The organism is Bacillus sp. MC1252 (assembly GCF_056838025.1).
Window position 1 is genome coordinate 2,933,983 of record NZ_CM166369.1, and the last position, 15,600, is coordinate 2,949,582.

Here is a 15,600-nt window from a genome sequence, read left to right on the forward strand (position 1 = left end):
AATCTGATTAATTTTTGAAAAGTTTCGTCGTTTATGACCGATAAGTCACATCTCTTTGCGCACGTTTCCTCAGACATTTGTCTCTCGGTAAGAAAGGATGACATTCATATTGAAAAAGAAAGAAAAAATGATCATTGAGGCCGGCATGAAATTATTTGCCAGCAAAGGCTACAATACAACGTCTGTTCAGGAAATTGCGGATGAATGCCATATGTCAAAGGGTGCTTTTTATCTTTATTTTAAATCAAAGGAAGCACTGCTCATTTCGATCTTGCATTACTATTACGATAAGGTATTTACCCGGATTCATGAGGTTCAAACAGAGGGCGGCACACCAAAAGAAGCCTATCGCAAACAGCTCACTGTCTATTACGATAATATTTTGCAGCAAAAAGATTTTATTAAAATGCAGCTGAGCGATCGAGCTCTTCCATTGAATGAAGAAACGCAGCAGCTCGCAAAACAAATTAGGCTTGCAACCATCCAGCTTCACATTGATAACATTAAACAGGTGTATGGTGACGCAGCGATTCCTTATATGGCTGATCTTTGTTTGACGATCGAGGGCATGAGTCACGTTTATTTTGAGCTTGCGATTTTATATGATTTTCAGCTAGAGGCTGAAGAGCTTGCCACAATCATGATTCACCGTATCGATGATTTGATGGGCGGCATGATGAAGCGAAACGATAGTCCGCTCATTTCCGTAGATCAAGCGAGTGATTGGTTTGGTCCTATTTATGAACGGTCATTCGACCCGCTGACAGAATCTCTGTTAAAAGAATTAAGAGAGCTTGCAGAAGAACACTATGAAGTGAAAGACGAGCCTGATTTATTTGAAGCTCTCGGCATTTTAGAAAATGAGTTCAATAAACAAAAACCAAGACAAGTCATCGTAAAAGGCATGCTGTATCAACTGAAATTGTACGTGCCGCTCCAATCCATATCTGAGTCACTTTTGCGCATTTTGAAAGAGGATCATTTATAAAACCTAGGCAGCCCCTAGGTTTTAATTTTGTTCACCATATCTTTAAATTTAAAAAACCAGGGGCAGCCGCCCCTGGTTTCTTATTTTGCTTTCGGTGTCACCATTTCTTCTGGTTTGACAAACTGTTCAAACTGCTCTTCTGTTAAGAGCTCTAATTGAAGTGCCGCTTCTTTTAATGTTAATCCTTCTTTGTGAGCAAGCTTGGCAATTTTCGCTGCATTTTCATACCCGATGTGCGGGTTAAGTGCCGTCACAAGCATCAATGAATTATTCAGGTTTTTCTCGATTGTTTCTAGGTTTGGTTCGATTCCAATTGCACATTTGTCATGGAATGAGTTCATGCCGTCAGCCAGTAACTCAACTGATTGCAGGAAGTTATAGATGATGACCGGCTTAAATACGTTGAGCTCAAAGTTTCCTTGGCTTGCTGCAAAGCCGATTGTTGCATCATTTCCCATGATTTGCGCAGCAATCATTGTTAAAGCTTCACTTTGGGTTGGGTTGACTTTTCCTGGCATAATAGAGCTTCCTGGCTCATTTTCAGGAATGATTAATTCGCCAATTCCGCAGCGAGGACCACTTGCAAGCCATCTCACATCATTGGCAATTTTCATTAAATCAGCCGCAAGTGCTTTTAGGGCACCGTGTGCATACGTAATTTCATCATGGCTTGTCAGCGCATGGAATTTGTTTGGTGAAGAATTGAAGGTTTGACCTGTCAGCTGGCTGATTTCTTCAGCGACATATTGTCCAAACTCAGGATGTGCGTTAATCCCTGTACCAACAGCGGTTCCGCCAATCGCGAGCTCTCTCATTTTCTCAGTTGATTCTAGAATCATTTCTTTCGAACGATCCAGCATGTAAACCCAGCCGCTAATTTCTTGACCAACTGTAAGCGGTGTTGCATCTTGCAGGTGCGTACGACCGATTTTGACGATCTCTTGATACGCCTTTGCTTTCTCATCAAGTGTTGCTCTTAACTGGTCAATAGCAGGTACTAATTTTTTGTATACAGCTAAAACAGCTGCCACGTGCATAGCCGTTGGAAATGTATCGTTTGAGCTTTGGCTGCGGTTCACGTCATCATTCGGATGAATGCTGAACTCACTATTTTTATCTTTCAAATAAGCAGTTGCTCTATTTGCAACGACTTCGTTCATGTTCATGTTACTTTGCGTTCCACTACCTGTCTGCCAAACAACAAGCGGGAAATGCTCGTCATACTTTCCGCGGATGATGTCATCACATACAGCAGCAATCGCTTCTGCTTTTTCACTTTCAAGGTTACCAAGACGTTCGTTGGCAATCGCTGTGCTACGTTTCAAAATTGCAAACGCATTCACAACTTCCTTTGGCATTTTCTCAGAACCGATTTTGAAATTTTCTTTGCTTCGTTGTGTTTGTGCCCCCCAGAACTTGTCCTTTGGCACCTTGATTTCGCCCATTGTATCTTTTTCGATTCTAAATTCCGTCATTATGTATCCCTCCATAGCTTCATCACTCAACTCTATTCTATACAAAAAACGAAAATCCTTTAAGCGTTTTCAATTAAAATTTTATCTTTATTTTAATTTTAGTTCAATATAAACGCGAACATCTTTTGAATATTTGTATTTTGGGTTCGTTTTTCCGTAATCTTTTGACGTATATGTCACCTCATAATGCTTGTCAAACGACTGTAGAATACGGTCGATCTCCTCTTTTGTTCCTGCTAAACGAATTTGTGCCATCTTGTTTCCTCCAAAACCCTCATTCTTTCTTTTACCACAAAATAATGTAACACAGAATATTGTTTTTTCAAGCAGGTAATGCTAAGAAAAAGATGTTGAGGCGGGTGATCCTTTTGAATCAGACTCCATTGAAAGAGCACTTATACGATAATCTCTCTGTCATTCTCCCGCAGTTAAAGGAAATGGACGATTTGATCCATGAGAAAAAAACATTACCTCACGGACAGGTTGTTTACTATTTATACATTAAAGAAATGAACGACACCATGCAGATTCAAACCTTCTTAAAGCTGCTGCTGCAAGATCATGAGTCTCTAACAAAAGAGAAGCTGGAATCCAATTTATCAATGATGACAACTCGTTCGGTGAAGACCTCTGAAGAATTGGTCGGTGCCATTTTTCAAGGGCATTGTGTGGTGTTAATCAATGGATTTCAGCACGCTTATATTTTAGAAACGAACGGAACGAAGAAACGTAGTTTAGGCGATTCTACATCTGAAACAGTGGTGAGAGGGCCAAAAATTGGCTTTATTGAAGATTTAGACACGAACTTAGCTCTCGTAAGACAGCGCTTGAAAAACCCTGATCTCAAAACAGTCGACATGAAGATCGGGCAAAAGAAATACACCCAAGTGACCATCATGTACATTGACGGTACTGTTGACACTTCTGTTTTAAAAGAGGTTAAAAAACGGCTCAAACAAGTCACCATTGATGATATACAAGACTCTGGCGTCCTTGAGGAGCTCATTGAAGACAATGTGTATTCTCCTTTTCCGCAAATTCAAAACACAGAACGGCCGGATAAAGTCGCGTCTGCTTTAAATAATGGTCGTGTCGCCATTTTTGTCGATCATTCACCTTTTGTGTTAATTGTGCCTGCTTCCCTCGCTACGATCATGCAATCACCTGATGATTATTATGAAAGATGGATCGCTGCCTCTCTCATTCGTTTGCTGCGTTTTACTTCCATCTTTCTTACGTTATTTTTATCTGCCATTTATATTGCTCTTGTGTCCTTCCATCAAGGTCTTTTGCCTACACCGTTAGCCATTTCCATCTCAAGCACAAGAGAAAATGTCCCCTTTCCACCTATTGTGGAAGCTCTCATCATGGAGATGACCATTGAGCTGTTACGGGAAGCTGGCTTAAGGCTGCCAAATCCGCTTGGTCAAACGATCGGACTTGTTGGGGGGGTTGTGATTGGACAGGCTGCCGTTCAAGCTCATATTGTCAGCTCGATCATGGTGATTATTGTCAGTGTCATCGCACTTGCATCCTTTACCGTTCCTCAATACGGGATGGGCATGTCATTTCGCGTGCTCCGCTTTGTGTCCATGTTTACTGCAGCTACATTTGGTTTATATGGGATTGTACTGTTTATGCTCGTACTACTTACACATTTGACTAGACAAAAAAGCTTTGGCACCCCATACTTCTCACCAGATTTTGTGTTCAGCTATAAAAACGAAGACAATTCCATCATTCGATTGCCTTTGAAAAACCAAAAGAAAGGAGAACGACATGGTCAATCATAAAGAGTCGATCACAAGCTATCAGGCAAGTGCCATTATTACGAATACCACTTTAGGCGCAAGTATGATGATTCTGCCAAGATCAATGGCTCAGGCTGCGCCTACACCTGACGGCTGGATTGCACTCTTATTGATGAGTGCCATTTACATTGTGTTTATTTTTGCGAATGTGCTCATGATGAAAAAGCTTCCCTTCTCCTCTTATTATGACTATACAAACGAAGGGCTTGGGAAATGGATTGGCGCTCTCGCCAACCTTTTGATCATTATTTATTTTCTTGGCGTCGCCAGCTATGAAGTAAGGGCCATGTCGGAGATGGTCAAATTCTTCCTGCTTCAAAACACGCCGACAGCCGTGACAATGATCAGCTTTATTTTGGTCGGCCTTTATCTCGTGATTGGCGGCATTGGTGATTTTGCCAGACTATGTCCTTTTATTCTCATTGTTACACTCATCATCTTATTTATTGCCTACGGACTCAGTGTACAAGAATTTAAGTTAGATAATCTCCGTCCAGTTTTAGGAGAAGGCTTCTCTCCTGTCTTCAATTCCTTTAATGCTTCGGCCATTTCGTTTGTCGGCATTGAAATGATGCTGTTTATGCCTGCCTATATGAATACTCAAAAACACACCTTCGCTTATGGAACAGTCGGCTTTTTGATTCCTGCGATCATTTATATTTTCACCTATATTCTTGTGGTTGGTGCGCTGACTGTAAAAGAAACGGCTACTTTGACTTGGCCGACCATTGCATTGTTTCAATCATTTGATATTCAGGGGATTTTTATCGAACGAATAGAATCCTTTTTGCTGATCGTATGGCTTGTCCAGCTTTATACAAGCTTTGTAGGGTATACATTTTTTGCTGCAATAGGTGTATCCAAGCTGACCAAACTTCCTAAAAAAGTCGTGCTCGCCTTGATGGGAATTGTCATCTTCTCTGCCGCTTTATTTCCAAAGGATGTTGATACAGTGCGTGATTATTTAACCTATGTGAACAACCTATTTTTCCTTTTATTCGGCATATTACCGTTTCTCTTATTCATCCTTGTGTTTTTCAAAAGGAGGCGGAAAGCAGCATGAAAAAGAAAGCCGCTCTTGCTTTCCTGGCGCTTATTCTATTAAGTGGATGCTGGGATAGTACAAATATTGAGGAGCTCAACATGGCAATTGGGTTTGCTGTAGATAAAGGAGATCACGGACATAAGCTAAAGCTGTCTATGCAAGTTCTGGTTCCACAAAAAATTGATCAAGAAACGAGCGTGAAAGACCCGACGAAGATCATTGAAACAAGCGGAGATTCCATACACCAAATTTTCCGCACAACTGCCCTGAAGAGTCATCGTATTTTCGCACAGCAGCTTCGAATTTATTTATTTTCTCAGGAACTCATCAATGAAAATAACTTCGATCTTGTGATCAATCAATTTATTCGAGACAATGAAACACGGAGAGGGAGTCTTGTCTTCATGACCTCAGAGAAGCCTGGAGACATGCTGAGAATCAGTGATGCCGGGCAGCCAGCTTCATCCACCCTATACGACATTTCAGGGAATACAAAAACGACCATTCGTATGTTCAAGCCGGTCTCGTTAGGAGATATTTCTTCTGCCATGCAAAACAACGTATCCTTTGCGCTTCCGAAAGTCAGTGTCGATCAGGGCAAATTAATATTGGACGGTGCCTCTATTATTAAAAATAGACGATTTCTCACCAACATCTCTCCGTTAGCGGTGCAGTCTTGTAACTTGTTGACTGGGGACGCAAAAGGCGGAGTCATTGAATTTGAATATGATCAAAGCATCTATTCTTTTGAGATTTTTAAACTTAAGCACAACATCGAGACCCATAAAACAGCCAATGGCAGATATCAATTTGATGTGTCAGTGGAGATTGATGGAAGATTGTCTGAGGATTGGAATAAGCGAGAGAACGCATTTAATGAAAAGTATCTTCAAGAGATTGAGGATGTCGTGGCACGCCGGTTAGAAAAAAACGTGAACAATTTCGTTGAGGAATTACAGAACGAGATCAAAGCAGATATTTGTGGATTTTATCAAAAAGCGAGTATTGCATACCCGAAGGACTTTCGAAAAGAAGCGAAGCATTGGGATGAGATTTTTAGTGAATCGGATATTCGTTACAAGGCAAACGTGAAAATCCGTGACTTCGGGACTAAGGGCGCAACACAATCCTTATAGAGTATGTTAAAATGGTAAGAAAAAAAGGGTGTCAATCATGAAACGAGCTTTACTTTCGGCCGGCATTCTATTTTTGATTCTAGGAATACTTCTGTTAATCGTTGTATTCATGCAGTCAAAAGAAGATTTCTTCATTGAAGCCGACAGCTTTTCGAGCACATTTTTGATCGTGATTTATTATGGACAAACCCCTGCGCTCCTTCTGATTGGAGGCGGATTATTCGTCGGACTTTCACAGATCATTGATTTGCAGGAGAAAAAAGCAGCAGTGGCAAAGGAGAGCGTAAAGCTATTATCCGAAATGAAGAAAACACTGGAAGACAAATCGGCCGAGGAGCAAGAGGCTTTTCCAGTTCCTGAGCTCCATCAACTATCCGAACGTCCGATCACAGGACAGAAGGACTAATTTACGCATGTTCTAGCAGCTTTCATTTGAAAGCTGTTTTTTTATTGAATCAGCTTATGGCGATGTGCATACACAGCCGCTTGTGTGCGATCTTCTACATCGAGTTTTGAAAGAATGTTGGTAATATGCGTCTTCACCGTTTTAATTGTAATAAATAATTCCTCGGCAATAACCTTATTCGATTTTCCATCCGCAATCAGCTTCAATATTTCCATTTCCCTTGCTGTTAATGTATCGTGCAGGATTGACCCATTTGATGAATGACGGAGTTTATTCATGACCTTTCCAGCCACTTTTGATTCAAGTCTTGGTTCGCCGATACTCGCAGACCTAATGGCATCAGCAATTTCTCCTGCCTTGGATGTCTTTAGTAAGTAGCTCAAAGCACCAGCCTCAATGACTGGATAGACTTTATCATCATCAATAAAGCTCGTCAAAACGATAATTTTGGCATCTTCGATTTCCTGACAAATTCTTTTCGTTGCTTCGATACCATCCATTCCTTCCATCACAAGATCCATTAAAATCACATCTGGCTTTAGTTCAACCGCTAGCTCTACACCTTTTTGTCCATCTGACGCTTCACCGATGACTTCAATATCAGCCTGTGCCTCTAAAAAGGCGGCAAGCCCCATTCTCACCATTTCGTGATCGTCGATTAAAAGCACTCGAATCATCGAACGTTCTCTCCTTTTCCTTCATCAAAAATGGGAACCTTCACATCAATTTGTGTTCCTTTTCCTTCAAATGACATAATCTCTGCGACACCGCCCACTTCACTTGTTCTTTCTCGAATCGATTCAAGCCCGTAGGAGGCCGTCTTCACATGATCCGTTTGAAAACCGATACCGTTGTCGATGATCTTCAGCTGCACTTGCCGATTTCTAATAAGCAGACGCACGGTTACCTTTGTCGCCTTTGCATGACGAAACACATTTGAAAGGGCTTCTTGCACAATTCGGAATAGGTGGTCTTCCACCCCTTTAGATAACGGGACATCATCTTCGATTTCCCAATCAATATCAATCGGCTGCTTTGCCTGGAATTCATTTAGCAGTTCAATCAAGCCTTTTTTCAAGTCTTTTCCTTCAAGCGTGATCGGCCTTAGATGCAGAAGTAGTGCGCGCATCTCATTTTGTGCATCGCCAGCCATTCGTTCGACAAGACGCATTTGCTTTAAAATCTTTTCATCCTGTTCCTTCATACCTTCAAGAATGGCAGAGGTCATCATGGAAATCGCAAATAACTGCTGGCTGACCGCATCATGCAGCTCACGCGCTAAACGCTGACGCTCTCCTGAGACAACCGATTTCTTCATTTGAACCTGCCATTCAGCCCGTTCATTTGAGAGCTTTTGTAAGGAGGCAACTTGCCCCTCAATCCGTTTCGCCATCTCATTTAATTGATCGGCCGCTAAGCCAATTTCATCGTCACCTAGAGACGGCAGCCTATACGCAAAGTTCCCATTTTCAAACTTCAAAATCGACTCCACAAGCTGATCCAGCCGTTTCTTATGCTGATAGCCAAACACATGCCCGGCAGAAACGCCAATGACAAGACTAATGATGAGTAAAATACAAAAAAACGGGATGCCGAACCACCGCGTAGACAGCAGGATCATGGGGTCAAGCTGATAATAAAAAAACATCGGCAGCGTCGTCATGATGACAACACCGAGCGAGATCCCAACTGCGAGACGAACAGATTGCCACTGGATGCCTAAATGCAGTTTCCTCATAAGTACCTCACATCCACATCCCCAATCAGTAGAGAAATGGAGATTTTCACTTTTCGCTTACTCTCATCGTAATCATTGGTCATCACATACACCTTACTGCCGAACCCGCTTCTTTTTTCATCAATGATTTTCATATCACCAATGGCAGCTGAAGCACTCACACACACTTCAATATCCTGCGGTACGTAAATATCCACATCTCCAATAAGTCCACTGATGACGATGGTGCTTTCTTCTTCCGCGATGATGGCCTTTGATAAGTCGATTTTGACATCACCAATAAAGCCCGAAATCGTCAAATCACTTAATTGAAACGGCTTTTTCATCAGTCTGACTTCACCGATAAAAAAGTCATGCTCTTTGTGCGGCTTTGTCTGGCTTTTTGTTTTCTTTTGGTCGCTCTTTTTTTCAAGATTGACTTTCAGTGAATGCTTTTTCTCGTCTGCTGTTTCCTTTTTATCGACATCAAAAACGGGTTTGTTCTTCAATAAGCGATAACCAGCATAGATCAAAAAGGCAGCAAATAAATATCCTGTTAAACTAAAAGTGATATTTAGCAGAAACTTCAAGAAGAGAAAGCCGGCAAAAATATAGGAAACTGAACCGAGCCAACGTTTGGATCGTGAGTGCAGCCAATATCCAGCTAGAGCAAAGAACACAGGCCAAAACAGATCTGCTCCGATCCCAATAATTTTGAGAAATAGATTAATACCAAAAATCACAACAATGATACCTAAAATTTGATTTCTTGAAAAACGCAGTTGACTCGCCTCCTTCCTTTCTTACGTTCATTACCGTAGTTTTAGGCTGCCACTTGTCATCTCAATATCAACTAAGTGTGTCCCTTTTCCCCGCGTACCTGTAAAGTCTCGACCTTCATTATCGGCTTGATCAAAGTTATACGAATGATCGACGCTTCCACTTGTTTTTTTCACTTGGACTTTGAAGTCTCCATCATCTGGCAAATTGAATTTCGCACTGCCTGATGTCATATGAAAGAAGACAGGTGAATCTATTGTATCAAAACTTGCCGTCAATCTACCGCTTGTCATGCTCAATTGCAGCTCCCCTTTGACATCTTTAATATCGGCACGGCCCGAAGTTGCACCAATGTCACTATCCTCTGCATTGATATGAGACACTGAGAGTCTGCCGGATGTAGCTTTGATTTCCACACGTTTTGCTGAGAAATTCTCGGCTGTGAGGTTACCGCTCGTTGATTTGAGCGTCACATCTTGAAGAGACAGCTTCCCTTCGCCATCTACCTCACTCACACCACTTCCACCCGTAATCTTCACATTTTTATGATAATTTGTTGGAATCTTCACTAAGAGTTCTCCTTTTTCAAATGAAGAGAAAAACAAGAACCCTTTATTTTCAGCACGGATTTTGAATGTACCGCCTGTTTGTTCCGCATACATCTTTCCTTTTCCATTGACAACAGACACGGAAATATCAGAACGATTTTCAGGCTCCACCTTTACGCGAAATTGAGAAAGAGAGATATCTAAATGATCAACCTCATCTTTTTTCGCTGAAGCTGATGTCACCGCTTTTTCACGGGAAAAACTCAAATGAAAGAGATCTCCATTTTTGAAAAGCATCCCAATTATTAAAAACACTCCTACAAGTATACAAATTAGACCGATTAACCGCTTCATTCATATCATCCCTTTATCTTTTGACCTTTTTATTATAAGGAAAAGCGAAACAGAAAGAAATCAAATATCGGAAGAAAAAGCCTGCATTTCTTCCGACTTGACACATCTTCCTTATTTTGCTTTCTGCTGTTCAGGCTTCTTCTCCAGCTTGAGCTTCTGCCATTCTTTTTCAACCTCATCGGCATAATCTAGATGAGCATACGCACCTTGCTCTGCAAATTGTGCATAGCTGCCTGCTTTTGTCTCCATTTCTTCTATACGATTCTCCATTCGAAGAAATTCCTTATATGCACTTTCACTGTCTACTTTATTTATAGATTCGTTCATATGCTGCTTTGCCTGTGCGGCATTTGCTCTTGCAATGAGTGCTTGCTTCTTGTCTTTAATATCACGCAGCTTCGTTTCTAAATGCTGCAATTGTTCTTTCAGCTCTTTCAATTGTTTCACAGATTGCTGGTAGGCATCCTGATACTCCTTATGCTTTTCTTCAAAATACTTCATTTCAGTGAGCGCTTTTCGTGCAAGCTCTTCTTCTCCCGCATGAAATGCCAGCTCAGCCTGCTTCTTTCGCTTATCAGCAAATGTTTCTGTCTCATCTGCTTGACGCAGGAAGCCTTGCTGAATCGTTTGCTGTTTGATGATCGCATGTTTCGCTTTGGCAATATCGTCCTCCATATCACGAACGTATTGATTCAGCATCACACGTGGATTCTCCAGTTTATCTAAGCCTTCATTGACGGTTGCAACAAACATATCTCTTACTCTTCTTAATACCATTTAATATTCCTCCCTTTATTTTTTCTTTAAAAAGTCTTCCCATTCTTGATCAAATGACGTATGGATGGGTTCTTCCATGTTCGGTGCCGCACCCGGCTCCCCATATGATCTGCCTGATGATTCTTTAGCTGATTCACCATTTACCATCGTCCAGCCAAAATAGAGAAGTGCTCCAGCAAATGCGATTCCGAGTAAAAATGGCAGAGATTGCATAACGAGCAGCACACCGATGACAGCTAGAATGACACCTGCGGTTTTACTGCCTTTATCATATTTTTTTACACCTACATAGATGAGCCACGCCCCAATAAGAGTTGGGATCAGCCCTCCTAGTGAACCACCAAAGAAGATGGATAAACCAACAAACATAAGAATCGAACCGATGATTGTTTTACTTGTTATTTTCATCTTCATGCCTCCTTTCTTGCTCCTTGCTTTTACTATAGTCAAAAAAGAAAGCTAGCAAAACGTGTCGCAGATTGATCTTTGATTGCGACCAGAGTCGTAACTATGCTCAGACTAAGCGTTAGAATCCAACAAAAAAGCACTCTTCTGATTCGAAGAGTGCTTCCCTTTATTTAGAACGAAACACGTCTGCACTTCGTTCATATTCAACATCCGTTTCACCGAGCCGATGATTGACGACACGTGCGGCTGCAAACAAATAGTCAGAAAGACGGTTCACATATGTGAGCGTAACTGCTGGAATCTCCTCCTGCTTCGCCAGCGTCACAATATGCCGCTCTGCTCTTCTGACGACTGTCCGCGCTACATGCAAGAAAGCAGCGCCTTCCTGGCCACCCGGTAAAATAAACTTGGTAAGCGGTGAGGCTTCCTCTACATACACATCCATTCTTTGCTCAAGGAATGCCACCGATTTTTCTGTTAATTTGCCTTCTTTACGCGGCTTCAATGCTGCCAAATCGCCGCCGCAGTCAAAAAGCTCATGCTGAATGACGATCAGCTCTGACAAGATATCTTGAAACAATTCGCCATGCTGCCGTAAATTTGCATGCGCAAGTCCAATGAAGCTATTCGCCTCATCTAACGTACCGTACGCTTCTACTCTCATGTCATCTTTATCGGCTCTTCCACCAATCAAGCCTGTTTGGCCTTGATCCCCGGTTTTTGTATAAAGTTTCATCGGTTTTCCCCCTGTCTATCGCTTTGTCCTCTTAGTATACCCTGAAGTGAATAGGATGTATTTGTTTTACTGAAACACTGTGATTTTCATGTTCTGTCGATTTGAATACGAAACGAAAAAAAAGTGAACGAGTCCGTTCACTTTTTAATTGCATCCAATGTATGTAGAAGACGGTGCACTTTTTTTCGTAATCTTACGTGTAAAATAACATCAGGTTCCTTCTCTATGGCATTGGCAGAAGCGATACAAAGATGATGGATGGGGATGCTCGTCTCTTGTTGAATGATCTGCATAAGCTGACCCATCAGCTGAATAGACGCTCCATCTGATAAAGACCCTTTCAGCACAAGCCAAACGGTCAGCTTTTCTTGCTGACGCATCCCGTAAAGAACTATATCCTCTTCATTGTCTTCTGCGGCGTATTGCTTTGGTCCATCAGATTGGCGGAGAAACAAGCTGCCTTCACAACCATCTAGCATTTCATGAAGAGTTTCAGTTCCCGTTCCGAGTGATCTTTTCCAAAAAAAGCCTCCGCTTTTCTCATGTGAAGAAAGTATGCGAAGCGGCTGTTTGATGGAAAACGTCATTCCTTTTGAGCCATGTGTTCTCCAGCCATCCGCTAACTTCACACTTGATGCTTTAGAAGTGGCAGCAGGCTCAATCATCAGCTGTGGGTTTGCTCGCAGTGGATGATTGAGCGGTGTAACATTCGTTTCATACACACGGTTGATCCGCTCTGTCGTCAAGACGTGATGCGGCTGACCTAACATTTCAGCCTTTCCTTCATGAATCAGCAGCAGCCGATCGCAATACAGACTGGCGATGTTTACATCATGAAACACACCGACCACAGTTAATCTAGAGGAAGTGGTCTCTTCTTTAATTAAATCAAGCAATTCTTTTTGATAGGCTAAATCAAGAAAACTTGTTGGTTCATCCAGCAATAAATATTCAGGCTGCTGAGCTAATGCCTGAGCCAAATACACGCGCTGCTGTTCTCCCCCGCTTAACTCATGGATAGATTGATCCTTAAATTGAGCAACATCCGTTTGTTCCATCACTCTGCTTACGACCTGCACATCTTCTTTCGTGACAGATTGCAGCCATCCTTTTTGATAAGGATAACGCCCAAATTGAACAGTTTCTTCGACTGTAAATGAGAAGGCCTGCTCGGTTTTCTGCGGTAAAACAGCTAGTTTTTGTGCAAGCGTCTTTGGCCGGTAGGATTGAACCAGATGACCGCTTAGGCGTACTTGACCGCTCTCTGGTGCTAAAATACCTGCTATCATTTTGAGCAAGGTCGTCTTGCCGCTCCCATTTGGTCCAAGTATACCGAGAAATTCTCCTTGCTTCACCTCAAAACTGATGCCACGAATGACCTCTTTCTCACCATACCCACCTTTGACTTCCTTCACTTGAATCATAGATGCGTTCCTCCTCTATATCTGCGAATGAGGATGATGCCAAATACAGGTGCACCAATTAACGCAGTAATGATGCCAATAGGCAATTCAGTCGGCTCAATGATGGTACGGGATAACACATCTGCTAAAACGAGAAAGGAAGCGCCGTTCAGCATAGACAAAGGCAGCAGATGCCGGTGATCCGTGATGGCTAAAAGACGGATAAAATGCGGGATCACAAGTCCCACAAATCCGATCGTTCCTGATACCGCTACCGCACTTCCAGTCAGAATCGAGCCAGCAAGCAGAACCATATATTTGCTCCTTTTCACGTGTACCCCTAATAGTTTTGCCTTTTCTTCGCCATACGTCATGACATTCAAATCTCGTCCCATCAACATGAGCGCAAAGGTACCAACGAGAAAGAAAGGGAGGAAAAGGGCAATATAACGCCAGCCCCTCATAGACACACTGCCAAGAAGCCAATGAATCATCTCTTTTAGATCATCACCCGTTAACGCAATCATTAATGAAATGAGCGCACCCAAAAAAGAGCTAAAAATCACACCTGTCAAGATTAAAGAGGAGATGCTCATCCCCCGATGAACAAGACGCGCAAAAAAGAGGACGAGACATAGTGTCACAAGCGCTGTTGTCATACTGAAAAAAGGCAGTGTGAAACTGCCAAGCAAAGGGAGCTGCAAGCTAAAAAATAGTGTCGCTACGGCCCCAACTGATGCCCCTTGAGATACCCCTAGCGTATAGGGGTCAGCGAGAGGATTTTTTAATAAACCTTGAAAGGCTGCACCAGATAACGCCAGCGCTGCTCCGACTAATGCCGCTAATATCACTCTCGGCAGCCGGATGTTCATCATAATATTGCGATCGATCGAATCAATGGTTCCGACCTGCACTCCGGATAGTTCATGAACAAATATATGAAGAATAGAAGGAATGGGAATCCTTAAACTGCCAAAGGAGATTCCCATTCCAATGCTCACCACAAGAAGTAAAGCACTTAATGTATATGCGATGATGAATTTATTTGAACGTGTCAGGATAAATGCTTTTCGCAAGAGCCTCGACTCCTTCAACCAATCGCGGTCCCGGTCTTGATGCGAGATCCGTATTCAATTGAAAGACTTGTTTTTCTTTGACTGCTTGAATCGCATTCCAACCATCTCTTTTCTTCAGATCAGCTAAGCTGGAACCATCAATTGTGACAATGACATCAGGATTTCGTTTGATAATCGATTCTTCCGTCATCTGTACCCAGCCTGTTTGGTCGCTCGCGGCATTTTTTGCATGAATGACAGAAAGCATTTCGTCCATAAATGTATGTTTACCTGTTGTATAGATTTCAGGAGCACCTGACACTTCAACAAAGACGTTTTTTTGTTTGTCTTTGGAAATGGCCTCTGCTTGTTTCTTAAGGTCATTCAATTTTGATTCCATCTCGTCTACAAGCTTCTTTGATGCTTCTTTCACGCCGGCTGCTTCGCCGATCATCTGAATCGACTTGTACACATCCTTGAAGGACGTTGCATCATTTACAGTCAGCACTTGAATACCTGCATCTTCAAGCTGTTTAAATCCATCTTTTGATCCCATCTGTGATGCATGTGCTAATACAAGGTCAGGCTTTAAGGAAATGACCTTCTCTACATTGAATTCAAGACCGCCAATCTTCTCTACCTTTTCGACTTCCTTTGGATAATTGTCAAAATCTGATCGTCCGACCATTTTATCGCCAAGGCCAAGTGCATAGGCAACCTCTGTATTACTTGGAATTAAAGAAACAATCCGTTTGGGCTGTTCTTTGATTTCGACTGTTTTGCCAGCTGCATCTTTAATCGATACAGGAAATGCCGCAGCCGCTGTTTCTTTATTTTGTGAACCCGTTGCTTTGTGATCTGTTTCAGCACCTGCACATCCTGCTAAAACACCTATCACAAGCAATAAAGATAGCCAAATGGCTGTTAACTTTTTCATGAATGAACCCCCTGATTTATGTAC

At 42.1% G+C, this 15,600-nt stretch carries 17 protein-coding genes; 5 read left to right on the plus strand and 12 right to left on the minus strand.

Features of this window, described 5'->3' with window-relative positions:
- Positions 1-109: 109 nt before the first annotated feature.
- The gene (locus ACYH0L_RS15215) at positions 110-988 is read left to right on the plus strand and encodes a TetR/AcrR family transcriptional regulator (RefSeq protein WP_099726994.1); all 879 of its coding nucleotides are present in this window, start codon (positions 110-112) and stop codon (positions 986-988) included.
- 80 nt (positions 989-1,068) lie between these two features.
- Here ACYH0L_RS15215 and fumC read toward each other — a convergent pair whose 3' ends face one another.
- Positions 1,069-2,463, minus strand: a complete 1,395-nt coding sequence (gene fumC, locus ACYH0L_RS15220; protein ID WP_099726993.1) for a class II fumarate hydratase — start codon at positions 2,461-2,463, stop codon at positions 1,069-1,071.
- A gap of 87 nt (positions 2,464-2,550) precedes the next feature.
- Positions 2,551-2,718 carry a YvzF family protein gene (locus ACYH0L_RS15225; RefSeq protein WP_003213147.1) on the minus strand — a complete coding sequence of 56 codons (168 nt, stop codon included), beginning with the start codon at positions 2,716-2,718 and terminating at the stop codon, positions 2,551-2,553.
- Between the two features lie 113 nt (positions 2,719-2,831).
- On the opposite strand from ACYH0L_RS15225, the gene ACYH0L_RS15230 reads away from it, so the two are divergent.
- Genes ACYH0L_RS15230 through ACYH0L_RS15245 form a run of 4 tightly spaced genes read left to right on the plus strand, consistent with a single transcriptional unit; the run spans position 2,832 to position 6,861 of the window.
- A complete protein-coding gene (locus ACYH0L_RS15230) occupies positions 2,832-4,256 on the plus strand; it encodes a spore germination protein (protein WP_099726991.1) in 1,425 nt (474 codons plus the stop codon).
- Positions 4,243-5,337, plus strand: a complete 1,095-nt coding sequence (locus ACYH0L_RS15235) for a GerAB/ArcD/ProY family transporter (protein ID WP_099726990.1) — start codon at positions 4,243-4,245, stop codon at positions 5,335-5,337. Before ACYH0L_RS15230 ends, ACYH0L_RS15235 begins: the two co-directional genes overlap by 14 nt.
- Positions 5,334-6,455 (plus strand): Ger(x)C family spore germination protein, encoded by a 1,122-nt coding sequence (locus ACYH0L_RS15240; protein ID WP_099726989.1) that lies wholly within the window; start codon positions 5,334-5,336, stop codon positions 6,453-6,455. The genes ACYH0L_RS15235 and ACYH0L_RS15240 overlap by 4 nt, the downstream gene beginning before the upstream one ends.
- A gap of 37 nt (positions 6,456-6,492) precedes the next feature.
- Positions 6,493-6,861, plus strand: coding sequence for a hypothetical protein (locus tag ACYH0L_RS15245; RefSeq protein ID WP_099726988.1), 369 nt, complete (start codon positions 6,493-6,495; stop codon positions 6,859-6,861).
- Between the two features lie 41 nt (positions 6,862-6,902).
- On the opposite strand, the gene liaR is transcribed toward ACYH0L_RS15245, so the two are convergent.
- The 10 genes from liaR to ACYH0L_RS15295 form a co-directional block, all read right to left on the minus strand.
- The gene (gene liaR / locus ACYH0L_RS15250) at positions 6,903-7,538 is read right to left on the minus strand and encodes a two-component system response regulator LiaR (protein ID WP_099726987.1); all 636 of its coding nucleotides are present in this window, start codon (positions 7,536-7,538) and stop codon (positions 6,903-6,905) included.
- Positions 7,535-8,599 carry a two-component system sensor histidine kinase LiaS gene (gene liaS / locus ACYH0L_RS15255; protein WP_099726986.1) on the minus strand — a complete coding sequence of 355 codons (1,065 nt, stop codon included), beginning with the start codon at positions 8,597-8,599 and terminating at the stop codon, positions 7,535-7,537. Before liaS ends, liaR begins: the two co-directional genes overlap by 4 nt.
- The gene (gene liaF / locus ACYH0L_RS15260) at positions 8,596-9,360 is read right to left on the minus strand and encodes a cell wall-active antibiotics response protein LiaF (protein ID WP_230030875.1); all 765 of its coding nucleotides are present in this window, start codon (positions 9,358-9,360) and stop codon (positions 8,596-8,598) included. Before liaF ends, liaS begins: the two co-directional genes overlap by 4 nt.
- A gap of 30 nt (positions 9,361-9,390) precedes the next feature.
- The gene (gene liaG, locus ACYH0L_RS15265; RefSeq protein ID WP_099726984.1) at positions 9,391-10,260 is read right to left on the minus strand and encodes a LiaG family protein; all 870 of its coding nucleotides are present in this window, start codon (positions 10,258-10,260) and stop codon (positions 9,391-9,393) included.
- Between the two features lie 111 nt (positions 10,261-10,371).
- Positions 10,372-11,037 carry a stress responsive protein LiaH gene (gene liaH / locus ACYH0L_RS15270; protein WP_099726983.1) on the minus strand — a complete coding sequence of 222 codons (666 nt, stop codon included), beginning with the start codon at positions 11,035-11,037 and terminating at the stop codon, positions 10,372-10,374.
- 15 nt (positions 11,038-11,052) lie between these two features.
- Positions 11,053-11,445 (minus strand): hypothetical protein, encoded by a 393-nt coding sequence (locus ACYH0L_RS15275; RefSeq protein ID WP_099726982.1) that lies wholly within the window; start codon positions 11,443-11,445, stop codon positions 11,053-11,055.
- A 166-nt stretch (positions 11,446-11,611) separates the two neighbouring features.
- Entirely contained in the window at positions 11,612-12,181 is a 570-nt protein-coding gene (locus ACYH0L_RS15280) for a cob(I)yrinic acid a,c-diamide adenosyltransferase (protein ID WP_099726981.1), read from the minus strand.
- A gap of 137 nt (positions 12,182-12,318) precedes the next feature.
- The gene (locus tag ACYH0L_RS15285) at positions 12,319-13,605 is read right to left on the minus strand and encodes a heme ABC transporter ATP-binding protein (protein WP_482354146.1); all 1,287 of its coding nucleotides are present in this window, start codon (positions 13,603-13,605) and stop codon (positions 12,319-12,321) included.
- Entirely contained in the window at positions 13,602-14,660 is a 1,059-nt protein-coding gene (locus ACYH0L_RS15290) for a FecCD family ABC transporter permease (protein ID WP_099726979.1), read from the minus strand. The genes ACYH0L_RS15285 and ACYH0L_RS15290 overlap by 4 nt, the downstream gene beginning before the upstream one ends.
- A complete protein-coding gene (locus ACYH0L_RS15295; RefSeq protein WP_099726978.1) occupies positions 14,626-15,576 on the minus strand; it encodes an ABC transporter substrate-binding protein in 951 nt (316 codons plus the stop codon). The genes ACYH0L_RS15290 and ACYH0L_RS15295 overlap by 35 nt, the downstream gene beginning before the upstream one ends.
- Between the last annotated feature and the right edge of the window lie 24 nt (positions 15,577-15,600).